Here is a 24,786-nt window from a genome sequence, read left to right as displayed (position 1 = left end):
TGCGACAATCTAAACTTTCTTAAGTCAATGTGTAGATTTTCTTCATGGATGCGACACGGTTGCGGATTCTGCGCGAACTCGCCGATCGCGGCACTGTCTCTGCGACTGCCGCAGCGCTGTCGATGACCCCGTCGGCGGTGTCCCAGCAGCTCAAAATCCTTGCCCACGAAGTAGGTGTCGTGCTCCTGGAACCGTCCGGTCGCCGGCTGCGCTTCACTGATGCCGGCCGGGCGCTCGTCGTGCGCGCCGACGACGTGATCGCCGCGCTGGGCCGTGCGGAGGCGGAGATGGCCGCGTACCGGACGTCCCCGCGCGGCCGCGTGCGCGTCGCGTTGTTCCCGTCGGGCGCTGCTCTTCTGCTGCCCGGCGTGCTGGGACTCATGGCGGACAGCGGCGTGGACGTCGACGCGCAGGACGAGGATGTGCCGGCCTCTGCGGTACCGCCTCTGCTGGCCGATTACGACGTGGTCCTCACTCACAGGGACGAACGTGCCCCGACGCTGACCGGGCCGCGGGTCGTGACGACCGGGTTGCTGCGTGAGCCGATCGACCTCGTCCTCCCCGAGGATCATCATTTCGCGGGCCGAGATGAAGCGCGGCTCGGTGAACTCGCCGACGAGAACTGGATCAGTGTGCGAGGGGGGTTCCCGGTGGACGACGTGCTGTTGTCCGTGGCCGCAGTGACCGGCGTGGAGCCCCGAGTGGTGCACCGCATCAATGATTTCCACGTGATCGAAGAACTCGTCGCTGCCGGCCGCGGCGTCGCGTTGATGCCGAGGTTCTCGGTGCACCATCCGCGTGTGGTGCGGGTGCGGGTGGCCGGTGTCCGCGCAGCGAGGATCTATGACCTCGTCACGCGCCCCGGAGCGACGGAACGACCCGCGATCGCCGCGGTGCTGGAAGCATTCCGCACCGCGGCGACGCGGGTCGATCGCGTAGATCAGGGCAGATCCGGACGGATCAGGCGAGGGCCTTCGACTTGAGTGACTCGAACTCGTCCTCGGTGATCGTGCCGGCATCGAGCAATGCTTTCGCCTCCGCAATGTGCTCGGCGGGGGACTTGCCTGCGACCTCCCGAATGTAGTTGTCCTGCGCCGATTTGAATTCGGCTGCTTCGCGGGCTGAACGTTTCGCCATTCCGTCGCCGTGCACGATCAGGTACACCAAGGCGGTGAGCCACGGGATGATGAACAGAAAGACGATCCAAACGGCCTTGATCCAGCCGGACTGGTCGCGGTTCCGGAACAGGTCGCTGATGATCATCCACAGCATGATCAGGTAGGCGATGAACGCGAAACACACGATGATGTACCAGATGATGTCCCAGAATTCCATGCAAGTCTCCGTCTACGAATGACCATCTTGTGCACGAACTGAACTCGGATATCGACGGAGTATCGCAGTTCCCAGGAAAAATCGGAACGCGACCGAGTCGAGATGCCACCCGCAGAGTACAACCGGGATTGTCCTGTTGCAGGGGAATGCGAACTCTGGGTCCTGTGAGGCACAGACGACGAACGCGGCGGGCCCCGGTCGGGGCCCGCCGCGTTCGTGCAGTCGGTTTGTCGCGTCAGCGGTGGGCGCGATTGACTGCGGAGACGACTGCGCGCAGCGACGCGACGGTGATCGACGGTGCGATGCCCGCACCCCAGACCAGTGCGGTGGTGCCGTCGGGTCGTGTCACGTCGGCTTCGACGAACGCGGCGGCGTTCGCGTCGTCACCGGCGGACATCGCGTGCTCGGCGTAGCCGCGCACCGCCACCTGGTATCCGAGGGATTCCAGGCCGTCGACGAATGCTGCCAGCGGTCCGTTGCCGGAGCCGGTGATCTCCTTCTCGACGCCGTCGACCTTCAGCACGGCGACCACGGTGTCCTCGCCGTCGTCGGTCTCGGCCGCGGTGACCTTCTGCTTGATGCGCTCGAGCGGCGTGATGGGGGCCAGGTATTCCTCGTTGAAGATGTCCCACATCTCCTTCGGGCTGACCTCGCCGCCTTCGCCGTCGGTGACCTTCTGTACGGACTGGGAGAATTCGACCTGCAGTCGGCGCGGCAGGTTCAGGCCGTGGTCGTGCTTCATGATGTACGCGACGCCGCCCTTGCCGGACTGCGAGTTCACGCGGATCACGGCTTCGTAGCTGCGGCCGACGTCCTTCGGGTCGATGGGCAGGTACGGAACGGCCCAGGTGAGATCGTCGACGTCGGAGCCCGCGGCGTCCGCATCGGCTTTCATGACGTCCATGCCCTTGTTGATCGCGTCCTGATGGCTGCCGGAGAAGGCGGTGTAGACCAGGTCGCCGCCGTAGGGGTGGCGCTCCGGGACGGGCAGCTGGTTGCAGTACTCGACGGTCCGTCGGATCTCGTCGATGTCGGAGAAGTCGATCTGCGGGTCGACGCCGCGGCTGAACATGTTCAGGCCCAGCGTCACCAGGCATACGTTGCCGGTGCGCTCACCGTTCCCGAAGAGGCATCCCTCGATGCGGTCGGCGCCGGCCTGGTAACCCAGCTCGGCCGCGGCGACTCCGGTGCCCCGGTCGTTGTGCGGGTGCAGCGACAGGATGATCGAGTCGCGCTGGGCCAGGTTCCGGTGCATCCACTCGATCGAGTCGGCGTAGACGTTCGGTGTCGCCATTTCGACGGTGGCGGGCAGGTTGATGATGACGGGATTCTCGGGGGTACCGCCGAGGGTCTCGACGACGGCGTCGCAGACCTCCTTGGCGTACGACAGTTCGGTGCCGGTGTACGACTCGGGGGAGTATTCCCAACGCCAGTTCGTATCCGGGTAGTTCTTCGCCGTCTCGATCACCAGTTCGGCGGCGTCGGTTGCGATCTTCTTGACGGTGGCCTGGTCGGCCTTGAACACGACGCGGCGCTGCAGGATCGACGTCGAGTTGTAGAAATGCACGATCACGTTCTGCGCGCCGGTGCAGGCCTCGAAGGTGCGGGTGATCAGCTCGGGACGTGACTGCGTCAGCACCTGGATGGTGACGTCATCGGGAATTGCGTTGTCCTCGATGATTTCCCGGACGAAATCGAAATCGGTCTGGCTCGCCGACGGGAAGCCGACCTCGATCTCCTTGTAGCCCATGCGGACCAGCAGATCGAACATGCGGCGCTTACGTGCTGGGCTCATCGGGTCGATGAGTGCCTGGTTGCCGTCGCGCAGATCGACGGCGCACCAGCCCGGCGCGCGTTCGATGATCTTGTCGGGCCAGGTCCGGTCGGGCAGCGAGACGGGCTCCACCTCTTCGGCGAAAGGCCGGTACCGGTAGGTGGGCATGGACGAGTTCTTCTGCTTGTTCCAGGGCGCCTGGTCGGCGGGAGCAGGCTTGGTCGGCGGCGTGATGTTGCGCGAACCGGAAGTGAAAGCGTCGGCGGGTGACATGACGTACTCCAAGAAAAAGAGGGACTTGTAAGTCCAGATCAGGATATCGACCGGCGCGACGAAACCCCGCGACGGGAGGCCGGTCTGGTCAAATCCCGCCGCGGCGGCCGAGGAGAAGCGCACGCTGCATGCCAAGCAGTGTAACGCGCATTACCGGAGTTCGCCCACGGGGCTACCGGTCGTGGATCGGCCGCGCAGTCGGGATGTGCTCGCGGTGTGTTCGTGACCCGATCGAAATCAGCGCTTCCCGCATGTCCGCACCTCGACGCCTTATTGTGCTCAGAGATGAACTCGAGTATCACCAGTCACACTGGTACCAGGCGAGTGGCAAGGGGTGTGTTTCATGCAGTCTTTGAGGACGGCAGCCGTCGGGGGCTGCGCCCTTGTCCTCGCGCTGGCTGGGACGGTGCCGCTTGCAGTGCACGCCGGTGCCGAGCCATGCGGCCACGAAAGTCCCAGTAGTAGCGGGCTCGGCAGCGGCGGCAGTTTCGATTTCCTGCCCGATGCGCCGAAGGACCTGCTCCCGGACCCGGGGCCCGGGCCTACGCGGACCGTCGCGTGGGTCACCGGGCCGCGCAGCGACAACCGGACCGATGCGCGGTTCTCCGTCTCGGGCACAGACCTGGCCATCATGTGGGACAACGGTGCGGCCGAGCCGGATCGCAGAATCCTCATGGCCTTCGGCGACACCTTCGGAGACTGCGCCGCCCCGGGTGAGGAATGGCGGCACAACGTCCTCATGCGCAGTGCGGACACAGACCTGACCGACGGCATCGACGTTCCCGATCCCGTTCCCGGAGACATCCATGCCGGTTCGCCGGTGGATGCCCACGCTCCCGGTTTCTCCCGCGAGCTCGTGGGAGCGCTCGGGATCGAAGGGATCGAGAAGACCGTGATTCCCACTGCGGGGATCGCCGTCGACGGGGTGCAGTACATCAACTTCATGTCGGTGCGGGCCTGGGGGGACCACGGCGAATGGTGGACCAACGCCTCCATGATCGGCACCTCCGTCGACAATGGCGAGACCTGGCACGTCGACCCGGCGACCGCAAGGCTGAACGTTCCCCTCGATATTCCGGGTGTCCAGCAGTTGTCGATGGGCAACGCGAATTTCCAGCAGCACGCATACGTGCGACACGGCGGTTATCTCTACGACTACGGGACCCCGCAGGGGAGGTTCGGCGCTGCGTTCCTCTCCCGGGTGTCCGAGCAGCGGATCCTCGACCTCGGTGCGTACGAGTACTGGACCGCCGACGGCTGGATTCCGGGTGACGTCGACCGCGCGGTTCCGATCATCCCGGGCGCGGTCGGGGAGCTGTCGGTGCATTTCACCGGCGACCGGTTCGTCATGGTCTACGGCAACGATGTGACCGGCGGGATCGATCTGCGGACCAGCCCGTCGCCCGAAGGTCCGTGGAGCGAACCACGGCAAATCGTGGCGCGTGATTCGGCCGGGGGTATCTATGCCCCGTTCATCCACCCGTGGTCGACGGGCAACGACCTCTATTTCACTGCCTCACGCTGGAGCGATTACAACGTCATGCTTCTGCATACGACCGTCTCCGGATAGGGCGGGACCCGCGCTGCCGGTCGACATCGGTAAGCTTACTTCCTGGACTTGTACCCAAGACCCCGGAGGTTCGCCAGCGTGGCACTCGTCGTCCAGAAGTACGGAGGATCATCGGTCGCAACGGCCGAACGGATCCGGCGCGTCGCTGAAAGGATCGTCGAGACCAAGAAGGCGGGCAACGACGTCGTCGTGGTCGTGTCGGCGATGGGCGACACGACCGATGAACTCCTCGACCTCGCCCAGCAGGTCTGTCCGGCCCCGCCGGCGCGCGAGATGGACATGCTCCTCACATCGGGTGAGCGCATCTCCAACGCCCTCGTCGCGATGGCCATCCACTCGTTCGGTGCCGAAGCCAGGTCGTTCACCGGCTCGCAGGCGGGTGTCATCACCACCAGCAGCCACGGCAAGGCGAAGATCATCGACGTGACGCCCGGTCGGGTGCGCACCGCACTCGACGAGGGCAGCATCGTGCTCGTCGCCGGGTTCCAGGGCGTCAGCCAGGACAATAAAGACATCACGACGCTCGGCCGCGGCGGATCGGACACGACCGCTGTCGCTCTTGCCGCCGCGCTGAACGCGGACGTCTGTGAGATCTACACCGACGTCGACGGCGTGTTCAGCGCCGACCCGCGCATCGTCAAGGATGCGCAGCGGCTCGACAAGGTCTCCTTCGAGGAGATGCTCGAACTTGCAGCATGCGGGGCCAAGGTCTTGATGCTGCGCTGTGTCGAGTACGCCCGCCGCTACAACGTGCCCGTGCACGTTCGTTCGTCGTACACCACCAAGCCCGGCACCCTCGTGACCGGATCGATGGAGGACATCCCCGTGGAAGAAGCCCTGATCACCGGCGTTGCACACGATCGCAGCGAATCGAAGATCACTGTTGTCGGACTGCCCGACACGCCCGGCTACGCCGCGAAGGTGTTCCGCGCTGTCGCCGACGCCGAGATCAACATCGACATGGTGTTGCAGAACGTCTCCAAGGTGGACACCGGCAAAACCGACATCACTTTCACGCTGCCGACCTCCGACGGCCCGCGCGCCGTCGAGTTGCTCAGCAAGCGTCAGGACGAAATCGGCTTCACTCAGGTGCTGTTCGACGACCACATCGGCAAGGTGTCGCTCGTCGGTGCAGGCATGAAGAGCCACCCCGGCGTGACCGCCAAGTTCTGCGAGGCATTGGCGGACGCCGGTATCAACATCGACCTCATCTCGACCTCCGAGATCCGCATCTCGGTGCTGGTCGACGACAACGACCTCGACGACGCAGTGCGGGTACTCCACGCCGCGTTCGAACTCGGCGGCACCGAAGAGGCCGTCGTGCATGCAGGGACGGGACGGTAATCATGACCACAATCGCTGTAGTCGGTGCGACCGGACAGGTCGGCATCGTCATGCGCACCCTTCTCGAGGAGCGCAACTTCCCGGCCGACAAGGTGCGGTTCTTCGCATCGGCCCGTTCGGCAGGAAAGAAGCTGCCGTTCCGCGGCGAGGAGATCGTCGTCGAGGACGCGACCGCGACCTCCGACGAGGATCTGAAGGGCATCGACATCGCCCTGTTCTCCGCAGGCGCGACCCTGTCGCGTGAGCAGGCTCCGCGGTTCGCCGCGGCCGGAGCGACCGTCGTCGACAACTCGTCGGCGTGGCGCAAGGACCCCGAGGTTCCGCTGGTGGTGAGCGAGGTCAACCCGGAGGCGACGAAGAACCTGCCGAAGGGCATCATCGCCAACCCGAACTGCACCACCATGGCCGCGATGCCGGTCCTCAAGGCCCTGCACGACGAGGCAGGCCTGCAGCGTCTGGTCATCTCGAGCTACCAGGCCGTGTCGGGTAGCGGTATCGCCGGCGTAGAGGAACTCCTCGGCCAGGCGCGTGCGGTGATCGGCGACGCCGAGAAGCTCGTGCACGATGGCAGCGCTGTCGATTTCCCGGCGCCGGACAAGTACGTCGCGCCGATCGCATTCAACGTTCTCCCGATGGCCGGGGCGATCGTCGACGACGGCACCGGCGAGACCGACGAGGATCAGAAGCTGCGCAACGAGTCGCGCAAGATCCTCGGTCTTCCCGACCTGCTCGTGTCGGGAACATGCGTGCGCGTTCCCGTGATCACGGGTCACTCGCTGTCGATCAACGCGGAGTTCGAGCGTCCGCTCTCGCCGGCGCGGGCGCAGGAAGTCCTCGCGTCGGCTCCGGGTGTCAAGCTGGTCGACGTGCCGACGCCCCTCGCTGCGGCCGGCGACGACGTGTCTCTGGTGGGTCGTATCCGTCAGGATCCAGGAGCCCCCGAGGGCCGTGGCCTCGCACTGTTCGTGTCGGGTGACAACCTCCGGAAGGGCGCTGCGCTCAACACTATTCAGATCGCAGAGCTCCTGGTGTAATCCTCCCTGCATTTCCGAACGGCACCTTCGATCGATCGAAGGTGCCGTTCGCTCGTTACGGAGTGGAGTGCGACAGGGTTACTCGAACATCCGGTAGATCGCTTCGACGACCACCGCGGGGCGTGCACTGTCCTCGAGTTCGATCACGCCCTCGATGACGATCTGGACGCCGCCCTTGGGTAGTTCGTCGAGAGATTTCAGTGTTGCGTCGAGTCGTACCCGACCACCCGCGGGCACCGGGTTGGTGAAGCGAACCTTGTCGAGGCCGTAGTTGAGGGCCAGTGTCACACTGTCGACCTTCAGTACCTCGTACCACATCGGAATGATCAGTGACAGCGTCAGATACCCGTGTGCGATCGGTCCGCCGAACGGGCTTTCCTTCGCTGCGCGGTCAGGATCGATGTGGATCCACTGATGGTCGTCGGTCGCATCGGCGAAGGTGTCGATCCGATCCTGTCCGACGGTGATCCAGGAGCTGAGGCCGAGGGGCTTGCCGACGTATCGGGCGAGTTCGGCGAGGGTGGAGACGTGGGTACCGGTGGTTTCAGTGGACGTCATCTGGACTCCCTTACTGCTCGGTATTGCAGTGCGCGTAAGCGATTCTGCTCCGTATGCCGCTGTTTGGTCCCGGGTTGGGTATCGAATGGGTCTCGCCACCCTGCGGCACCGTAGGTAGCAGATAAAAACAGTCTGGACTGTTTGTTGGTTTGGGGTTACGCTCGGTATCGTGATCTACGACACTGTGACGCCGGGTTCGCGAACCCAAGCGCAACGCACCGCGGCGACCCGCGCCAAGTTGCTCGACGCGGCGGTCGAATCCCTCGTCGAACTGGGGTATTCGGGCACCAGCACCCACGGCATCGCCACGCGGGCCGGGGTGTCGCGCGGCGCGCAACTCCACCACTTTCCGACCAAGGAATCCCTGGTCGTCGCGGCTGTGGAGCACCTTGTGGACAAGCGTCTCGTCGAAATTCTGGAAGCGGAACCGGATCCCGAGCGCGGAATCGAGACGCTGGTGGACGCATTCTCCGGGCCGCTGTTCGATGCCGCGCTCGAACTGTGGGTCGCGGCTCGCACCGATCCGGCTTTGCATGCCGCGATGATCCCACTCGAGCGCAAGGTATCCGACGCGCTCCGTGTGGGAATGATGGAAATCATGGGTGATCGACTGAGTCCGGAGGGGGTCGATCTCAGTATCGAACTGGCTCGGGGGCTCGCGGTATCGGCCCTGATGCGCAGTCCCGAATCCGATCGTGAGTTCCGGGAGCGGCTGCTCCCGGCATGGAAGGCTCTGGTGATGCAGTGAGATCCGGTGATGCAGTGAGATCCGGTGATGAAGGGAGCCGGGTGACACTCCCTCGGCATGTCCATACTCTCGTCGTCGGCGCGGGGTTCGGTGGAATCGGCATGGTCGCCACCCTGTTGCGCGACGATCCCGCAGCCGACGTGCTCATCGTCGAACGCGGCGACGATGTCGGTGGAACCTGGCGATCGAACACCTATCCCGGTGCCGCATGCGATGTTCCGAGTGCACTCTACTCGTTCTCCTTCGCCCCGGAATCCGGATGGAAGAGGGCGCACGGCACCCAGGCCGAGATCTACGCGTACCTGCGTCGGGTCGCCCGCGAGCAGGGCATCACGCAGAGGACGATGTTCGGGTGCGCACTGCGCGACGCGCAGTGGGACGGCGACCGCGCACGATGGGTGGTATCGACCTCGCGCGGCGACCTCACCGCTGACGTGCTCATTGCTGCGACGGGCGCACTCTCCACTCCGACTCTGCCCAAAGTGCCGGGCTTGGAGATGTTCCGCGGAACCATGTTCCACTCGGCGGAGTGGAACCACGACCACGATCTGACAGGCAAGCGGGTCGCGGTGATCGGCACGGGCGCGTCGGCGATCCAGTTCGTTCCCTCGATCGTCGACAAGGTCGAACACCTCACGCTGTTCCAGCGCACCGCCTCCTGGGTGATGCCGAAGCGCGATCACGGAATCGCTTCCTCTGTTCGATCACTGTACCGTCGATTCCCGTTGATCCAGAAGGTTGTTCGAGGTGCTGTGTACAGTCAGAAGGAGATGTACGTCGTCGGTATGACGAAACCGTTCGCGCGGAAGTACGCCTTGCCGCTGTTCGAGAAGCGTGCCCGTTCGGTCTTGCGTAAGCAGGTACCGGACCCGGAGCTGCGGGACCGCCTCACTCCGGACTTCGCCATCACCTGCAAACGAATCCTGTTGTCCAACGACTGGTTCCCGGCAATTACCCGTCGCAATGTCGACGTCGTGTCGTCGGCGCTGACCTCGGCGACCGAGAACGGAGTCGTCGATGCCGCCGGCAACGAATACCCCGTCGACACGATCATCTTCGGAACCGGATTCACACCGTCCGAACCCCCCGTAGCGCAACATGTCCGAGGGGAGCACGGACGGAGTCTCGCGGAAGTATGGAACGGAAGCCCTTCGGCGCACCTGGGAATCAGCGTCAACGGATTCCCGAACCTGTTCCTCATGTACGGCCCGAACACCAATCTCGGACACAGCTCCATCGTGTACATGCTCGAGTCCCAGGCCGCGTACATCGCAGACGCCCTGAGGGTCATGCGCACCCGTCGTCTCGATGCGGTGGAGGTCAGAGCCGACGCGCAGCGTCGCTTCGCCGAGGAACTCGACCCGATGCTGGCCGGTACGGTCTGGAACACCGGTGGCTGCAGCAGTTGGTATCTCGACAGGACTGGTCGGAACTCGGTGATGTGGCCGACATTCACCTGGCACTACCGCAACCGGACCAAGGAGTTCGACGCAGAGAACTACGACCTGTGGGCCGAGAACACGGGAGCACGACGATGACCCATTACGACATCCTCGTCATCGGATCGGGATTCGGTGGCAGCGTCTCCGCCCTGCGCCTGACCGAGAAGGGGTACCGGGTCGGAGTTCTCGAGGCGGGTCGCCGTTTCGCCGACGACGAACTCCCCGAGACCAGCTGGCGGCTCCGTAAGTACCTGTGGGCGCCGGCGATCGGATGCTATGGCGTGCAGCGCATTCACCTCCTTCCTGATGTACTGGTCATGGCCGGGGCTGGAGTCGGAGGTGGTTCGCTCAACTATGCGAACACCCTCTACCGTCCGCCCTCGCGATTCTTCCAGGATCCGCAGTGGGGCCACATCACCGATTGGGAGGCCGAACTCTCGCCCTACTACGAGCAGGCGTCGCGGATGCTCGGAGTGCGCGAGAACCCCAGCATCACCCCCGCCGACGAGGTGATGCGCAAGGTCGCCGACGACATGGGCGCGGGCCACACCTTCGGCCCCACACCGGTCGGTGTCTTCTTCGACGAACCGGGCAGGACTGTTCCTGACCCGTTCTTCGGAGGCGCGGGTCCGGATCGCACCGGATGCACGGAATGCGGTAGCTGCATGACGGGTTGCCGTGTGGGCGCAAAGAACACCCTCGTCAAGAACTATCTCCACCTTGCCGAGCATGCGGGTGCGCGTATTCACCCACTGACCACCGCGACCCGGGTCGCGCCCCGCGCAGGCGGCGGCTACGAGATCGAGACTCGGAGCACGAACGGGATCCGTAAGCGCCGGAAGCTGTTCACCGCAGACCAGGTGATCGTTGCGGCGGGAACCTATGGCACCGCGCGCTTGCTGCTCGCGATGCGCGAAAGCGGCGATCTACCTCGGTTGTCGCCGAAGCTCGGTCGCGTCGTCCGGACCAACTCCGAGGCGGTGCTCGCAGCGACCGCGCAGAACCGCGACGTCGACTACACCGAGGGAGTTGCGATCACGTCGTCGTTCCACCCCGACGATCACACCCACATCGAACCGGTCCGGTACGGCAAAGGCAGTAACGTGATCGGGCTGCTGCAGGCAATGCTCGTCGATGGTGGAGGCAGAATTCCGCGTTTGGCGAAGTTCGTAGGTGTCGCGGCCGGTAATCCGCGCGCCTTCCTGCGCAGCCTGTCGGTGCGGCACTGGTCCGAACGCACCGTCATCGCGCTCGTGATGCAGACCGACGACAACTCCCTCGAACTCGCCAGCAGGCGGAGTCCCTTCGGGCGCGGCGTCACCAGCAGGCAGGGGCCCGGAAACCCGCCACCGGAATGGATCCCCGTCGGGCACGAGGCGGTCCGGCGGTTGGGCGACGAGATCGGCGGTGACGCCGGGGGATCGCTCCTGGATCTGGTGAACATCCCCATGACCGCACATTTCCTCGGCGGTTGCGTGATCGGCGACTCACCCGAGACCGGTGTCGTCGACCCGTACTTGCGCGCGTACGGACACGAGGGCATCCATGTGGTCGACGGCTCGGTCGTCACCGCGAACCTCGGCGTCAACCCGTCCCTGACCATCACCGCTCAGGCCGAGCGGGCAATGGCGTTGTGGCCCAACAAGGGTGAGGCCGACTCGAGACCTGCCGTCGGAACGCCCTACGCTGCGGTGAAACCCGTGCTGCCGGTGCGGCCGACGGTGCCGTCGGATGCGCCCGGAGCGCTGCGCCTGCCGCTGTTCGCGATTCGACCTGAGGAGGCCGGCAATGCTGTGGAGCGTGCCTGAAAGCGGCGACGAACGTACCGACTGGCCGGTGTCGCCGCCACCACCGTGGCCGGCGAGCGTACGCGCCACCCTGTGGTGGCACCGTAGTACTCCTGCGGCCCGTGAATTCGGTCCGGACGGGCCGGTTGTGCCGATGACGCTCGCGATGATGGTCGATTACCGGGATTCGCCGGTCGGCCCGTATCACGAGGTCCTGGCAAGCCCGGTGCTCCGACGCGGGCTGATTCCTGCGATGGCGGTGCCGTTCATCGCTGTGGATTCCGAATCGTCGGTACACGGTGGCCGTGAGCACTGGAAGCTGCCGAAGGTGCTCGCCGACTTCTCCGGGGATGTCCTGGGCAACTTCACTGCAGCGGGAGAGGAATGGACGGTCCGGACCTCCGCATCGCCGCGGGGTCCACAGCTCCCTATCGCCGGAGGCCTGACGTTCGCGCAGCCGGGCGAGAACGGAGAACTGCATCGGGCCTCTGCACGTCTTCGTGGTCGTTTCCGGTATGCGCGGGTGACGGTCGACGCCGAGGGCCCGACGCTGAGCCGCTGGCTGCGGTCGGGGACCCATCACGGAATCGTCATCACGTCCGGTTCGATGGCGACCGGGCCGGCGCACATCGCGGGTCAGGGCGTGTCCGTCGATTCTCGACAATCCACGGAGCCGTGATCATGACTGCTCTTCCACGCCCAGATTCAGCGGAGACGCCCTAGCGAGGTCGCAGGATCCGCCATGGTGAACACTGGGGGTATGAGTGACCCCGCCTTCGATACCGCAGCCGACACGATCGTGGGAGAGGACTATTCGGACGCTCGTCTACCCGGGCAACAGTGGAGTCGTCAGGAGTACGTGGGCTGCACGTTCCACGATGCGGACCTCTCCGAGCTCAGGACGGAAGCGGTCACGTTCACCGACTGCGACTTCACCGGCGCGGATCTCACCGGCTCGACGCACTCCGGTGCGGCGTTCCGGAACTGCACATTCGAGTACACGCAGTTGCGCGGCAGCACCTTCCGGAACTCGACGTTTCTCGGTTCGGTCTTCCGCGATTGCCGGATGCGGCCGATGACCTTCGACGAGGTCGACTTCAGCCTCACCTCATTGGGTGGCATCGACCTGCGGAAGGCGGACCTGAGCGGGTGCCGATTGCGGGAGGCGAACCTCGTCGAGGCAGATCTGCGCGAAGCGCTCCTCGTCGGCGCCGATCTCAGCGGCGTGCGTGCCGGTGGGTTGCGACTCGACGGAGCAGACCTGACCGGGGCGCGCGTCGATGCGATGCTGTGGGTCTCCGCGAGCCTGAGGGGTGTGAAGATCGATTTAGGGCAGGCGCTGGCGTATGCGGGTGCGCAAGGGCTCGAGGTCGTACACAGCTGAGACCTACGACGGTTCCCGGGGCGTGAGCCCGCCGAGTTCGATGACGTACTCCTGCGCGGCGTCGTCCCAGGTGACGGAGTAGGTCGTGGGGTACGCGCCGGACTGCTGGTAGGCGGCGGGTTGGGGCAGGTCCTGGTGCAGATCCGGCTTCGACGTGAGCCACTCACGGGTCATCATCGGCTCGATGAACACGACCTGACCATCCCACGTCCCGTGCAATACCGTCTCGGTGAAGTGATGATCGTGTGCGCCGGTGTCGAGCCAGTGCAGTCCCATGCCCGGGACGGTGCCCATGAGTGGATCGTCGCCGGAGGCATAGCCGTCCGGTAGATACCGGGGGTCGGGGAGTCGGGTGGACGCTTCGATGTAGCCAGGCGTCAGGGGATGGATCGCCTCTCTGGCTGCAGAGTCGATCAAGTAGAAGTGCACATCGATGTGGGGGATGTCGAAGCCGTGCTCAGGGTTGTGGCCGTGCGAATTCCAGTCGAGGGTCACGTGGTCGAAGATCGTCGTCGCGGCCTGCTCGGGTAGCGGCAGGACGTACTCCTGAGTGGTCGGCAACATCCCGATCGGGAGTTCATCGAGGGCGGCGGCGTCGAGGCGGACACCGACCGCGGTCGGAGCGCGGTCGTCGTCGAACGCGACATAGGTATGTGCGCTACCGGCCCCGACCGAAACCTCGTCGGCGCTGACGACTCCCGACATTCCGCCTGCGTGCGCGGCGGGGGAGGCGGTCACGAGGAGCGCGCATGCCGCAGCGACGAGCAGGGGCGAGCGTGATCGGATGGCCATGATTCTCCTGTGATGCATGAGGCTGGTGAATCGGATGGTATTTCCCTGACGGCCGGTCCCGCGCCGGGTACGTTGAATCGTGATGTTCCGGCTCTGCCCGCCGGCACATCGGGACTTTGTGCCTCGTTTTCTTGACCTATTCAAGAAAAGGTGATGAAGTGTGACTGGCAACACAACACGAGCCCACGTTGTGGAACGCCAGGGATCCCCGCCGCTCCGCAGCCCGGAGTGGTAGAGCGACAACTGGATACGAACTTCGACTCAACGCACGCACACCCATGCATGCCTACGGAGGGACGACTATGACCCAGGACAAGTTGACGACCGGCGCAGGTGCCCCCGTCCCCGACAATCAGAACGTCATCACTGCTGGACCGCGAGGTCCGCAACTCCTCCAGGACGTCTGGTTCCTCGAAAAACTCGCGCACTTCGACCGTGAGGTCATTCCCGAACGCCGCATGCACGCGAAGGGTTCGGGAGCGTACGGGACCTTCACCGTCACCAACGACATCTCGCAGTACACCACCGCCAAGATCTTCTCCGAGGTCGGCAAGAAGACCGAACTGTTCGCCCGGTTCTCCACTGTCGCCGGCGAGCGCGGTGCTGCCGATGCCGAGCGCGACATCCGCGGCTTCGCGGTCAAGTTCTACACCGAGGACGGAAACTGGGACCTCGTGGGCAACAACACCCCGGTCTTCTTCTTCCGCGATCCGCTGAAGTTCCCCGACCTCAACCATGCCGTCAAGCGTGACCCGCGCACCAATCTGCGTAGTCCCAACAACAACTGGGATTTCTGGACCAACCTGCCGGAGTCGCTGCACCAGGTCACCATCGTGATGAGCGACCGTGGCATCCCTTCCTCGTACCGGCACATGCACGGTTTCGGATCGCACACCTTCAGTTTCATCAATGCCGAGGGCGAGCGGTTCTGGGTGAAGTTCCATCACCGCGTTCAGCAGGGCATCAAGAATCTGACCGACGCCGAGGCCGCAGCTCTCGTCGGCACCGATCGCGAAAGCGCTCAGCGCGACCTCTTCGATGCGATCGAGTCCGGCGACTTCCCGAAGTGGAAGTTGTGCGTGCAGATCATGCCGGAGGCCGACGCTGCGAAGGTGCCCTACCATCCGTTCGATTTGACCAAGGTGTGGCCGAAGGGCGACTATCCGCTCATCGAGGTCGGCGAGTGGGAGCTCAACCGCAACCCGGACAACTACTTCGCTGAGGTCGAGCAGGCCGCGTTCAACCCGGCACACGTGGTCCCGGGCATCAGCTTCTCTCCCGACAGGATGCTCCAGGGGCGTCTGTTCTCCTACGGTGATGCGCAGCGGTACCGGTTGGGAGTCAATCACTTCCAGATCCCCGTCAATGCTCCGAGGAACGGAGTGAACAGCTTCCACCGGGATGGCGGGATGCGGGTCGACGGCAACCATGGCGGCAAGCTGCACTATGAGCCGAACAGCTATGGAAAGTGGCAGGAGCAGGCGGAGTACCGCAACCCACCGCAGTCGGTGGGCGACGTCGCCGATGCGTGGAACTTCCGTGAGGACGACGACAACTACTTCTCGCAGCCCCGTGTGCTGTTCAACAACATGAGCGACGAGCAGAAGCAGGCGCTGTTCGAGAACACCGCCCGCGCGATCGACGGCGCCGAGGAGATTGTGGTGCAGCGCCACATCGACAACTGCACCCAGTGCGACCCCGCCTACGGTGAGGGTGTTGCGAAGGCGATTGCAGCACTCAAGGGAGCGCGGCCGATCTAGTCCTTCCGCCTCACCCGAGGGGTCGTCCGCGCATCGCGGCCGGCCCCTCAGGTGTCTCCGCGGCGGCGGTCAGGGGAACATCGATGGAATCGCCGACGAAAATTCCGCGTGTACGCATGACTTCCTCCGAAGTACATGCAGGAATTTCGCGAGCACACGAGCGAGTCCTCACCGTCCTGCCCCGCAATCGCTGAACCGCGTCAGGTTGCATTCCGCTCCGCGTCGACGAGGTCGCGCACGTGTGGCGCGACCTCGCCTGCGAAGCGTTCGAGGTCGTCGGCGGAGTCGCTGCCGAGGATGAATGTGCTGGTGCCGTGCAGCAACGCCAGATCAGCGAGTTGTTCGGCCCATACTCGCGGTGGGCCGTTGAGGAACGAACCGTCGGCGGATTCGGTGAAGGTGCCGCTGATGTTGTACAAGCGGCGGATCGCTGCAGGGTCGCGGCCCGCCTCGTGTGCGGCCTCGTCCACACGCTCGGTCATCGCGCCGAGTTTGTCGGGACCGGCATTGAATGCGCTGGGTAGCCAACCGTCGGCGTGGCGTCCTGTCACGGCGAGCATCCGTTTCCCGTATGCGCCGAGCCAGACTCCGATGTCGTGTAGCGGAGCCGGACCGCGCTTGGCGCCGGAGACGCTGTAGTGCTCACCGTCGACGCGTGCCGCACCGCGTTCGTCCGACCAGAGCGCCCGGATCACGGATATGGCCTCGACGAGGGCGTCGACCGATTCACCGGCACTGCGTCGTGGACCTCCGTTGGCGGCGACGGCATCCCAGAATGCGCCCGCACCCAGTCCGAGTTCGACGCGCCCGCCGCTGAGCCGATCGAGTGACGCGGCGCTGCGTGCGAGGATCGCGGGCCCTCGCAGTGGGAGATTGGCGACGTTCGGCGACACCGCGACGGTCTCGGTCGTCGCTGCGATCCAGGTCAGCAGTGTCCATGTGTCGAGAAACCGGGGTTGATACGGATGGTCCTGGATGGTGACCAGGTCGAGACCTGCGCGTTCGGATCCGACGGCCAGGTCTACGACGGTCGACGGGTCTGCGGCGGCCGGAGTGAGGAAGCTTCCGAACCTGAGCTGTTGACCGTAATCGGGCATGGTCTGGTCCCTTCGCTGACCGGGGGCGATGCTGCTCACCCTAACTGGTGATCGTCACCACACGATCTCTTTTCTTGACTAATTCCAGAAAAGCGGCATACTTGAGACCATGCAGCGAACGGATGACTCACACTTCGACCCCAAGGAACAGCTTCGTTCCGTGGGGCTCCGGGTGACGGCTCCGCGTGTTGCAGTACTCGATATGGTTGCCCGGAACCCACATTCGGATGCCGATGAGGTTGCCGCCGCTGTGCGAGACGAGCTCGGCAAGGTATCTACCCAGGCCGTGTACGACGTACTCAGGGCCTGCGTGGGCGCCGGACTTCTCCGACGGATCGAGCCGGCCGGATCCCCGGCCCGGTTCGAGACTCGCACCGGAGACAACCACCACCACCTGGTCTGCCGTAACTGCGGCACCGTCGTCGACGTCGACTGCGCCGTCGGTGCTGCACCCTGCCTTACTCCGTCGGATGCCGGAGGCTTCGTCGTCGACGAAGCCGAGGTGACCTTCTGGGGCCTGTGCCAGTCCTGCCGCTGAACCCTTTCGATATCCACATCCACTTCATGCACGGTGTCGCTCCGGCGACCCGTGTCGACGCGTCGCACCCGGTCTCACGGGTAATCGCCAATACGGAGGTCGCACATGACGAACACCCGTTTCACCACCAACAACGCCGGTAATCCGGTAGCCAGTGACGACACCTCGCTGACTGCGGGCGCACAGGGGCCCATCCTGCTGCACGACCATTATCTCATCGAGAAGCTTGCACATTTCAACCGTGAGCGTGTCCCCGAGCGGGTGGTTCACGCGAAGGGTGGCGGCGCCTTCGGCGAACTCGTCGTCACCGAGGACGTGAGTGCCTACACGAAGGCGAAACTGTTCCAACCCGGCGTGAAAACCGATTCGCTGGTGCGCTTTTCGACTGTCGCAGGTGAGCAGGGAAGTCCTGACACATGGCGCGACCCGCGCGGCTTCGCGATGCGGTTCTACACGGAGGATGGCAACTACGACCTCGTCGGCAACAACACGCCGATCTTCTTCATCAAGGATCCGATCAAGTTCCCCGACTTCATCCACTCGCAGAAGCGTCTGCCCGGCTCCGGCCTGCGCGACCACACCATGCAGTGGGATTTCTGGACGCTGCGTCCCGAAACCGCGCACCAGGTGACCTGGCTGATGGGAGACCGCGGCATTCCGCGTACCTGGCGGCACATGGACGGCTTCGGCTCCCACACCTACCAGTGGATCAACGCCGAGGGCGAGCGATTCTGGGTCAAATACCATTTCAAGACCGACCAGGGCATCGAAACCCTCACTGCTGCGCAGGCGGACGTGCTTGCCGGCACCGACCCCGACTACCACCGGGCCGATCTGTACCAGGCGATCGAACGGGGTGAATTCCCCAGCTGGACGCTGCACGTGCAGGTGATGCCCGTTGCTGAGGCCGAGGGCTATCGCTTCAACCCGTTCGACCTCACCAAGGTCTGGTCGCAGAAGGACTACCCGCTGATCAAGGTGGGTACCTGGACCCTGAATCGAAACCCGCGCAACTTCTTCGCCGAGATCGAGCAGGCCGCGTTCGCACCGTCGAACGTCGTGCCGGGCATCGGATTCTCACCCGACAAGATGCTGCTGGGCAGGGTGTTCTCCTATGCCGACGCACACCGCTACCGCGTGGGGGCGAACCACGCGCAGCTGCCGGTCAACGCCCCGAAGAACAAGGTGGAGTCGTACTCACAGGACGGGAACATGACGTACTCGTTCAACGACCCCGCGACGCCGGTCTATGCACCGAACAGCTTCGGTGGTCCGCACGCGGATCCTGAGCGTGCGGGTGACGATGGACTGTGGGACTTCGGAACCGAGGCGGTACGAGCCGAATATGTCCAGCACGCGGAGGACGACGACTTCGGCCAGGCCGGCACGTTGGTCCGTGAAGTCATGGATGACGCTACGCGGGAACTCCTGGTCGGTAACATCGTCGGCCACATACTCGGGGGTACGTCAGAGGCGTTGTACGAGCGCATCTTCGAATACTGGCGCAACGTCGACGCCGATCTCGGGAAGAAGGTCGAAGAAGGCGTGCGGTCCGGCGGCGAATGATCTCTCGGGTGCGTCCGACGCTTCAGGCGAGGCCCCACAAGTAGATCGCAACTGCCAGTGCCCAGACGATCAGAGACTGTGCGTCCATGGTGCGAACCCCCTCGGTCGGTCGATGATGAACCGTACAACCATCATGCCTCGCGGCGGGCGTCGGGTCACGGGCGTCGGCCCCGCCGACACGATCCTGTGACACACCCAGGGCTTCATCCGGATGTGGAGTCGGCCACAAAATGATTCGGCCTGGAAGCCTTCGGTCATGAAAACTGTTCGACCCAAAGGTAGTTACGAAATTGAGAGGAGTGCGAAAGATGAACAGCCCCATCAGCAGCACGCTGTCGGACGAGAACCGGAAGGTTGCGGCAGACGCCTTGCAGAACGTGCTCGTCGATGTGATCGACCTGAGCCTGATCGGCAAGCAGGCGCACTGGAACGTCGTAGGGTCCCAGTTCCGTAGCATCCATCTGGACCTCGACGAACTCGTCACCACTGCGCGGGAGTTCACCGACCAGGTCGCCGAGCGGCTGACCGCGATCGGTGTCAGCCCGGACGGACGAGTAGCGACGGTTGCCCGTGACAGTGGCGCCAAGGGCTTCGGCGACGGCTGGAGCAAGGACACCGAGGTCGTCGCGTCGATCGTCGGTAATCTCGCAGCTGTCATCGCGCGGTTGCGTGAGGGGATCGAGATCACCGGCAATGCCGACCCGGTCACACAGGATCTGCTGATCGGTCAGGCCGCTCGCCTCGAGCAGCTCCACTGGATGTGGCAGGCGCAGCTCGCCTGATCAGAACAACACATGGAAGGCCGCCCACCGTTACGGTGGGCGGCCTTCCGTCGTTCGGAGAGTCTCGGAGTGATCCGTGTGACTGATGTGTCGGTTGTGGTTGCTAGGTTGGTGTTCGACCTTCTCCGAAGTGGGGCGGGCGGCGATGTTCGATCGAAAGGTGTTGTCCGACATGGTAATGGGCCCTACCCATGCGGTATCCGGAGCGCTTGTCGGCCTCCTTGTCGCCGACGTGCTGCCGCGAGACTGGGGTGGCCCTACGTCGACACCTGAGATTCTCGCCTTCGCGGGCGTCTGCGCGGGATCGGCGCTGTTGCCCGATCTCGATACATCCCAGTCGACCGTCGCTCGGTCGTTCGGTCCGGTGAGTCAGACGTTCGCGCGGGGCGTCGGCGCGGTCTCGGCCGGGTATTACAACGTCACACGTGGGCGTAAGGATCGGAAGCGGACCGGTGGCCACCGCACCATGACGCACACGGCGTTGTTCGCGGCTCTGTTGGGTGCGGGGGTGTCGGTGCTGGTTGCACAGTTCGGACGCAACGCGATCATCGGCGTCCTGCTCATCACGTTGGGTCTCGCGCTGCGCGGACTGTTCGGCACCTGGGCCAAGAAGTACGGGTGGTTCATCGTCACCGTCGTCACTGCGATCCTCTCGGTCCTGATGTGGACGGCGTTCCCCGGGGAGGTGGGATCGACCGGCCTGGGGGTCGCCGTCGCACTCGGGTGCGTCACCCACTGCCTTGGTGATGCGATCACCAAGGAGGGGATCCCGTTCCTTGCTCCCTTCGTGCCGTGGCAAGGCAAACGGTGGTGGGAGTTCAAACTTCCGAGCGCGATCTCCATCCGTGCGGGTGGGCCGTTCGAGGTCGTGTTCCTCGGGCCGGCGATGACTCTGGCCGCGATCGGATTCGCCCTCTGGTCCGTCGACGGGGTCCCGGGCTATGTCTTCGGAGCGCTCGAAGCGTCCGGTCTCTCGTTCTGAATTTCGAAGCCACTGGCATCGAAAAGAAACTTGTTCTATTTTTGCTCCGTCCCGGTTTCCCACAGAACGGAGCTCGTCCACGTGAGCGAACAAGCCTCGAGCGCTGCCCTCAGCCGGCGTGGTTTCCTCGGCGCCGCCGCGGGCGCCGCGGCGCTTGCAGGGTTGAGCTGGACGCCCGCGGGAGCGATCCCGCTCGGCGACCCGAGCGCGACCATCCCCGCGCCCCCGGAATTTCCCGCCGATATCCCGCTCGCGCAGCAACGCTTCGAGAACTGGGCGAAGACCATCCGGTTCGATGCCGTGTGGACCGCCGCTGCGCGCGAGCCCGGCGACGTCGTACGCCTCGCGAACTGGGCGCGCAGCCACGGTTACCGCATCCGCCCGCGGGGCTCGATGCACAGCTGGAGCCCGCTCACCCTCGTGCCCGGTGAGAGCGCCGACAAGATCGTGCTCATCGACACCATCACGCATCTGAACTCCGTGAGTGTCGACGGAGGGGGTTCCCCGGCCACCGTCACGGCGGGCGGCGGAGCGAGTCTCGAATCGATCCTCTCGGCGCTACAGGCCGAAGGACTCGGCTGGGCCAATTCGCCGGCGATCGGCGACATCACCATCGCAGGTGCCCTGTCGATCGGAGCTCACGGCGCGACCTATCCGGCCGCGGGGGAGCAGGCCGTCCCGGGACAGTCTTTCGGTTCCCTGTCGAACCTCATCGTCGCGCTCACCGCGGTGGTCTGGAACGACGCCGAAGGGGAGTACGAACTGCGCGAGTTCCACCGCTCCGACGCCGACATCACGCCCCTGCTCACCCACCTCGGTCGCACCTTCGTCACCTCCGTGACGCTGATGGCCGGCGCGAACTATCGACTCCGGTGCCAGAGCTTCACCGACGTGCCGTGGCAGGAACTGTTCGCGCCGCCCGGAACGCCGGGCCGGACGTTCGAGAGGTACGCGGAAGAATCCGGACGCGTCGAGGCGATCTGGTTTCCGTTCACCGAAACTCCGTGGCTCAAGATCTGGTCCGTCAGCCCCGACAAGCCGGCCGCCTCACGCGAAGTGCACGGCCCCTACAACTACTTCTTCACCGACAGCATCCCCGAACTGGTCACCACTCCGCTCGGTCAGGTGGTGAGCGGCAATCAGGCCATCACCCCCGCGTTCGGTGCATCGCAGTTCGGTGCCGTCGCCGCGGGCCTGAAGGCGACCGGAACCGAAGACCTCTGGGGCTGGTCGAAGGACCTGCTGTTCTATCTGCGGGCGACCACCCTCCGCGTCATCGCGGGCGGCGGCGTCGTGGTGACGAAGCGCGAGAACATCGCGCGGGTCATCAACGAATTCACGACGTGGCTGCACGGCCGGATGGGCGAGTACGCGTCGCAGGGGCTGTATCCAGTCAACGGGCCGTTCGAGGTGCGGATGTGCACCGTCGACGACCAGGGCGAGGTGCTCGTCGACTCGGCCGGTGCACCGAACCTGTCTCCGGTGCGACCGCGACCCGATCGCCCCGATTGGGACACCGCAATCTGGATGAACGTGGTGTCGCTCCCCGGCACCGAAGGCTTGCCGGCCTTCTTCCAGGAGATGGAGGAGTGGATGGTCGCCAACTACTCCGGTGACTACGCGACGTTCCGCTCCGAGTGGTCCAAAGGCTGGGCGTTCGACCCCGAGGGCGGCTATCGCAATCAGCAGTTCCTCGGCGACACGGTTCCGGCCATGTATCGCACCGGATTGGGCGGCGGTGAGGGCTGGGACGCGGCGCGCGCGGCATTCGATCGATACGATCCGCATCGTGTGTTCAGCAACGGTTTCCTCGACAGACTGATCTGACGTCGGGACCGGATCTGCCCGAGCTACGGACTCCACCGTGCCGAGCGTCGATGCCACGTGCTCGGCACGGTGAATTCGGTTGCAGTTCATCAGGATGACGCCGGACCTCCATCAACGCGGGTAGTGCGATCCCTACCGTCTCGTGGGTTACGTATTCGACCCATATGGAGGTATCGGAAAATGAGTTCCGCAGTCGATCGTTCCGCGCTGAATCGCCGAGGTTTCCTCGGGCGCACTGCACTCGCCGGTGTCGGCATCGCTTTCGCCGGAAGTCTCGACGCGCTGGTTCGGCCGGGCACTGCGACAGCAGCCCCCGGGGCGATCGGGTACGGCCCGCTCATTCCGGATCCCCACGGGCTGCTCGCGCTGCCGATCGGTTTCTCGTACACCGTGCTCGCGAAGTCGGGGGAAACGCTGCTCGACGATGGCAACCCGGTTCCGAGCAGCCCCGACGCGCTGGGTGTGTTCGCGCGAGGTAGCGGCGCGACGGTCGTGTCGAACCACGAGGTCGGCGACGACGCGAGCGACGAACCGTTCGCCGTCCCCGTCGTCGACGGCCTGACCTACGATCCCGGTGCCCGCGGTGGTACCACCACGATCGTCGTTTCACCGAACGGTCAGCGTGAAGGCCAGTACGTGAGTCTCGCAGGCACCGTCGACAACTGCGCGGGCGGTATCACCCCGTGGGGCACGTGGCTGACCTGCGAGGAGACCGACGACCGCGCCGGCGACAACGGCCTCACCCTCGATCACGGCTACGTCTTCGAGGTCGATCCCGCGAGCCGGGAGGCGAACATCGGCACCAGCCCGGTTCCGCTGAAGTTCCTCGGACGATTCGAACACGAGGCCGTCGCCGTCGATCCCGGCACGAGCGCGATCTACCTCACCGAGGACGCCGACGAGCCCAACGGCCTGTTCTACCGGTGGGCGCCCCCGCAGGGCTTCGTCGGCAGGAACGGGGCCCTGCGCGAGCTGGCGCAGTCCGATGGGGGCGACACAGCCGGTGGGCTCCAGGCGATGCGCTGCTTCCAGGACGGAGCCTTCGTCGCCGATCTGTCGCAGGCCACCGAGCCGGGAACGCGTTACGCCGTGCAGTGGGTCGACGTCCCCGACCGGAACGCGAACGACGAACCCATCCGCGAGCAGTTCGGGGACGGAGAGGTGACTCGGAGCCGCAAGCTCGAAGGCGCGTGGTGGGGCGACGGCGGCGCGTACTTCGTCGCGAGCTACGCGCGCCACGACGACGGCAGCGTCGCCGAACACGACGGACAGGTGTGGTTCTACGATCCCGCATCCGAGACCGCAGAGCTGAAGGTGTTGTTCGGTGTCAATCCGGATCCGTCGGTCGACACCGGCAACTACGACGGCCCCGACAACATCACCGTGTCCCCGCACGGCGGACTCGTGCTCGCCGAGGACGGTGACGGAGTCAGCCACCTGATCGGCGTCACCCCCAGCGGTGCACCGTTCTCGCTGGCGCGAAACGAGCTGAACGACAGCGAGTTCTGTGGTCCCGCATTCAGCGCCGACGGGCGGACGCTGTTCGTCAACATCCAGACTCCGGGGATGACCATGGCGATCACCGGCCCCTGGATCCGCCCGATCGGGTAGCACCTTCGCCGCAACGAGGTCGACGAGAAGTTGAGCCGCGCACTCGAGTGAGTGCGCGGCTCCATCGTCGTTCGAACCGACGTCAGAGATCGAACTCTGCGGGGTCGATTCCGACCGCATGCGCAGCGCCGCGCACAGCGGCCTTCTCGTGGTCGTCGAAGTGCCCGTCGGCGCCCCCGATGATGATGCCGATCTGGATGACCGCGCGGGCCTGATCCTGCTTCGACTTCAACTTGGCGATCGTGGCGGTGGCTTCGACCTTGCCGAAGTCGAAATCGGACTCGAGCTTGCTGCAGTACCAGTCGAACTTCTCGCGGAGCTCGTCCTTCGGGAACACCGAGAGGATGTCGTTGCTCATGATCAGCGCCGCAGTCTTCTGTCGTTCGGAAGGGTCGATGCTGCCGTCGGCGGCCGCAATCAGTGCGCACATCGCCATGCTGGCGTTCGCAAACTCCTTGTTTTTGAACTGATCCGTCTTTGTCTTGAGCTGCGCGCTCAGTTCGGTGGTCTTCGCCTTGAGCTGATCCCAGAACGCCATGGTGGCCCTTCGTGTCGGTGTCCGTGCACCATCCACTCTGCCAT

General features: G+C 64.8%; 22 protein-coding genes. 16 read left to right on the top strand and 6 right to left on the bottom strand.

Going from position 1 to position 24,786, the window contains the following annotated elements:
- Positions 1–44 precede the first annotated feature (44 nt).
- Positions 45–983, top strand: coding sequence for a LysR family transcriptional regulator (locus ACZ46K_RS02400; RefSeq protein WP_464746485.1), 939 nt, complete (start codon positions 45–47; stop codon positions 981–983).
- Here the strand turns inward: ACZ46K_RS02400 and ACZ46K_RS02395 are convergent.
- Both ACZ46K_RS02395 and leuA read right to left on the bottom strand, forming a co-directional pair.
- On the bottom strand, positions 961–1,335 hold the full coding sequence (locus ACZ46K_RS02395; protein WP_464746483.1) for an SHOCT domain-containing protein: 375 nt from the start codon (positions 1,333–1,335) through the stop codon (positions 961–963). The genes ACZ46K_RS02400 and ACZ46K_RS02395 overlap by 23 nt on opposite strands.
- A 235-nt stretch (positions 1,336–1,570) precedes the next feature.
- Positions 1,571–3,382 (bottom strand): 2-isopropylmalate synthase, encoded by a 1,812-nt coding sequence (gene leuA, locus ACZ46K_RS02390; RefSeq protein ID WP_464746480.1) that lies wholly within the window; start codon positions 3,380–3,382, stop codon positions 1,571–1,573.
- Positions 3,383–3,725: 343 nt separating this feature from the next.
- Here leuA and ACZ46K_RS02385 point away from each other — a divergent pair, with 343 nt between their 5' ends.
- The 3 genes from ACZ46K_RS02385 (at position 3,726) to ACZ46K_RS02375 (ending at position 7,330) form a co-directional block, all read left to right on the top strand.
- Positions 3,726–4,952: a DUF4185 domain-containing protein gene (locus tag ACZ46K_RS02385; RefSeq protein ID WP_054809935.1), complete on the top strand. Its 1,227-nt coding sequence runs from the start codon at positions 3,726–3,728 to the stop codon at positions 4,950–4,952.
- Positions 4,953–5,030: 78 nt separating this feature from the next.
- A complete protein-coding gene (locus ACZ46K_RS02380) occupies positions 5,031–6,296 on the top strand; it encodes an aspartate kinase (protein ID WP_464746478.1) in 1,266 nt (421 codons plus the stop codon).
- 2 nt (positions 6,297–6,298) lie between these two features.
- Positions 6,299–7,330 (top strand): aspartate-semialdehyde dehydrogenase, encoded by a 1,032-nt coding sequence (locus tag ACZ46K_RS02375; protein ID WP_054806668.1) that lies wholly within the window; start codon positions 6,299–6,301, stop codon positions 7,328–7,330.
- Between the two features lie 78 nt (positions 7,331–7,408).
- Here ACZ46K_RS02375 and ACZ46K_RS02370 read toward each other — a convergent pair whose 3' ends face one another.
- Entirely contained in the window at positions 7,409–7,888 is a 480-nt protein-coding gene (locus ACZ46K_RS02370; protein WP_054806669.1) for a MaoC family dehydratase, read from the bottom strand.
- Between the two features lie 169 nt (positions 7,889–8,057).
- Here ACZ46K_RS02370 and ACZ46K_RS02365 point away from each other — a divergent pair, with 169 nt between their 5' ends.
- The 5 genes from ACZ46K_RS02365 (at position 8,058) to ACZ46K_RS02345 (ending at position 13,249) form a co-directional block, all read left to right on the top strand.
- Positions 8,058–8,636: a TetR/AcrR family transcriptional regulator gene (locus tag ACZ46K_RS02365; protein ID WP_464746476.1), complete on the top strand. Its 579-nt coding sequence runs from the start codon at positions 8,058–8,060 to the stop codon at positions 8,634–8,636.
- 41 nt (positions 8,637–8,677) lie between these two features.
- On the top strand, positions 8,678–10,174 hold the full coding sequence (locus ACZ46K_RS02360) for a flavin-containing monooxygenase (protein WP_464746474.1): 1,497 nt from the start codon (positions 8,678–8,680) through the stop codon (positions 10,172–10,174).
- Complete coding sequence (locus ACZ46K_RS02355) at positions 10,171–11,886, top strand: FAD-dependent oxidoreductase (protein ID WP_464746472.1); 1,716 nt, start codon at positions 10,171–10,173, stop codon at positions 11,884–11,886. Before ACZ46K_RS02360 ends, ACZ46K_RS02355 begins: the two co-directional genes overlap by 4 nt.
- Positions 11,867–12,544, top strand: coding sequence for an acetoacetate decarboxylase family protein (locus ACZ46K_RS02350; RefSeq protein WP_464746470.1), 678 nt, complete (start codon positions 11,867–11,869; stop codon positions 12,542–12,544). The genes ACZ46K_RS02355 and ACZ46K_RS02350 overlap by 20 nt, the downstream gene beginning before the upstream one ends.
- A gap of 81 nt (positions 12,545–12,625) precedes the next feature.
- On the top strand, positions 12,626–13,249 hold the full coding sequence (locus tag ACZ46K_RS02345) for a pentapeptide repeat-containing protein (protein WP_054806911.1): 624 nt from the start codon (positions 12,626–12,628) through the stop codon (positions 13,247–13,249).
- Positions 13,250–13,252: 3 nt separating this feature from the next.
- Here ACZ46K_RS02345 and ACZ46K_RS02340 read toward each other — a convergent pair whose 3' ends face one another.
- Complete coding sequence (locus ACZ46K_RS02340) at positions 13,253–14,041, bottom strand: DUF5602 domain-containing protein (RefSeq protein ID WP_054806912.1); 789 nt, start codon at positions 14,039–14,041, stop codon at positions 13,253–13,255.
- Positions 14,042–14,343: 302 nt separating this feature from the next.
- On the opposite strand from ACZ46K_RS02340, the gene ACZ46K_RS02335 reads away from it, so the two are divergent.
- Positions 14,344–15,801 (top strand): catalase, encoded by a 1,458-nt coding sequence (locus ACZ46K_RS02335; protein WP_464746468.1) that lies wholly within the window; start codon positions 14,344–14,346, stop codon positions 15,799–15,801.
- A 200-nt stretch (positions 15,802–16,001) separates the two neighbouring features.
- On the opposite strand, the gene ACZ46K_RS02330 is transcribed toward ACZ46K_RS02335, so the two are convergent.
- Entirely contained in the window at positions 16,002–16,898 is an 897-nt protein-coding gene (locus ACZ46K_RS02330; protein ID WP_054806915.1) for an LLM class flavin-dependent oxidoreductase, read from the bottom strand.
- Between the two features lie 109 nt (positions 16,899–17,007).
- On the opposite strand from ACZ46K_RS02330, the gene ACZ46K_RS02325 reads away from it, so the two are divergent.
- The 6 genes from ACZ46K_RS02325 to ACZ46K_RS02300 all read left to right on the top strand — a co-directional run bounded on the left by ACZ46K_RS02325 (position 17,008) and on the right by ACZ46K_RS02300 (position 24,204).
- Positions 17,008–17,436: a Fur family transcriptional regulator gene (locus ACZ46K_RS02325; protein WP_247274893.1), complete on the top strand. Its 429-nt coding sequence runs from the start codon at positions 17,008–17,010 to the stop codon at positions 17,434–17,436.
- A 105-nt stretch (positions 17,437–17,541) separates the two neighbouring features.
- A complete protein-coding gene (locus ACZ46K_RS02320) occupies positions 17,542–19,002 on the top strand; it encodes a catalase (RefSeq protein WP_054809934.1) in 1,461 nt (486 codons plus the stop codon).
- A gap of 308 nt (positions 19,003–19,310) precedes the next feature.
- The gene (locus ACZ46K_RS02315; RefSeq protein ID WP_054806916.1) at positions 19,311–19,784 is read left to right on the top strand and encodes a Dps family protein; all 474 of its coding nucleotides are present in this window, start codon (positions 19,311–19,313) and stop codon (positions 19,782–19,784) included.
- Between the two features lie 172 nt (positions 19,785–19,956).
- Positions 19,957–20,766 (top strand): metal-dependent hydrolase, encoded by an 810-nt coding sequence (locus ACZ46K_RS02310; protein WP_054806917.1) that lies wholly within the window; start codon positions 19,957–19,959, stop codon positions 20,764–20,766.
- A gap of 81 nt (positions 20,767–20,847) precedes the next feature.
- A complete protein-coding gene (locus ACZ46K_RS02305; RefSeq protein ID WP_464746466.1) occupies positions 20,848–22,593 on the top strand; it encodes a cholesterol oxidase substrate-binding domain-containing protein in 1,746 nt (581 codons plus the stop codon).
- Positions 22,594–22,773: 180 nt separating this feature from the next.
- On the top strand, positions 22,774–24,204 hold the full coding sequence (locus tag ACZ46K_RS02300) for an alkaline phosphatase PhoX (protein ID WP_464746464.1): 1,431 nt from the start codon (positions 22,774–22,776) through the stop codon (positions 24,202–24,204).
- 82 nt (positions 24,205–24,286) lie between these two features.
- On the opposite strand, the gene ACZ46K_RS02295 is transcribed toward ACZ46K_RS02300, so the two are convergent.
- Positions 24,287–24,742: a tellurite resistance TerB family protein gene (locus tag ACZ46K_RS02295; RefSeq protein WP_054805738.1), complete on the bottom strand. Its 456-nt coding sequence runs from the start codon at positions 24,740–24,742 to the stop codon at positions 24,287–24,289.
- Between the last annotated feature and the right edge of the window lie 44 nt (positions 24,743–24,786).

This window comes from Rhodococcus sp. JCM 9793 (genome assembly GCF_055380405.1).
This window is presented reverse-complemented; position numbering and strand designations above follow the sequence as displayed.

Excerpts from the sequence above, each read along its gene's own strand:
- ACZ46K_RS02400 (WP_464746485.1), top strand. The coding sequence starts at position 45 with ATGGATGCGACACGGTTGCGGATTCTGCGCGAACTCGCCGATCGCGGC.
- ACZ46K_RS02395 (WP_464746483.1), bottom strand. The coding sequence starts at position 1,335 with ATGGAATTCTGGGACATCATCTGGTACATCATCGTGTGTTTCGCGTTC.
- leuA (WP_464746480.1), bottom strand. The coding sequence starts at position 3,382 with ATGTCACCCGCCGACGCTTTCACTTCCGGTTCGCGCAACATCACGCCG.
- ACZ46K_RS02385 (WP_054809935.1), top strand. The coding sequence starts at position 3,726 with ATGCAGTCTTTGAGGACGGCAGCCGTCGGGGGCTGCGCCCTTGTCCTC.
- ACZ46K_RS02375 (WP_054806668.1), top strand. The coding sequence starts at position 6,299 with ATGACCACAATCGCTGTAGTCGGTGCGACCGGACAGGTCGGCATCGTC.
- ACZ46K_RS02370 (WP_054806669.1), bottom strand. The coding sequence starts at position 7,888 with ATGACGTCCACTGAAACCACCGGTACCCACGTCTCCACCCTCGCCGAA.
- ACZ46K_RS02355 (WP_464746472.1), top strand. The coding sequence starts at position 10,171 with ATGACCCATTACGACATCCTCGTCATCGGATCGGGATTCGGTGGCAGC.
- ACZ46K_RS02350 (WP_464746470.1), top strand. The coding sequence starts at position 11,867 with ATGCTGTGGAGCGTGCCTGAAAGCGGCGACGAACGTACCGACTGGCCG.
- ACZ46K_RS02345 (WP_054806911.1), top strand. The coding sequence starts at position 12,626 with ATGAGTGACCCCGCCTTCGATACCGCAGCCGACACGATCGTGGGAGAG.
- ACZ46K_RS02340 (WP_054806912.1), bottom strand. The coding sequence starts at position 14,041 with ATGGCCATCCGATCACGCTCGCCCCTGCTCGTCGCTGCGGCATGCGCG.
- ACZ46K_RS02335 (WP_464746468.1), top strand. The coding sequence starts at position 14,344 with ATGACCCAGGACAAGTTGACGACCGGCGCAGGTGCCCCCGTCCCCGAC.
- ACZ46K_RS02330 (WP_054806915.1), bottom strand. The coding sequence starts at position 16,898 with ATGCCCGATTACGGTCAACAGCTCAGGTTCGGAAGCTTCCTCACTCCG.
- ACZ46K_RS02325 (WP_247274893.1), top strand. The coding sequence starts at position 17,008 with ATGCAGCGAACGGATGACTCACACTTCGACCCCAAGGAACAGCTTCGT.
- ACZ46K_RS02320 (WP_054809934.1), top strand. The coding sequence starts at position 17,542 with ATGACGAACACCCGTTTCACCACCAACAACGCCGGTAATCCGGTAGCC.
- ACZ46K_RS02315 (WP_054806916.1), top strand. The coding sequence starts at position 19,311 with ATGAACAGCCCCATCAGCAGCACGCTGTCGGACGAGAACCGGAAGGTT.
- ACZ46K_RS02310 (WP_054806917.1), top strand. The coding sequence starts at position 19,957 with ATGGTAATGGGCCCTACCCATGCGGTATCCGGAGCGCTTGTCGGCCTC.
- ACZ46K_RS02300 (WP_464746464.1), top strand. The coding sequence starts at position 22,774 with ATGAGTTCCGCAGTCGATCGTTCCGCGCTGAATCGCCGAGGTTTCCTC.
- ACZ46K_RS02295 (WP_054805738.1), bottom strand. The coding sequence starts at position 24,742 with ATGGCGTTCTGGGATCAGCTCAAGGCGAAGACCACCGAACTGAGCGCG.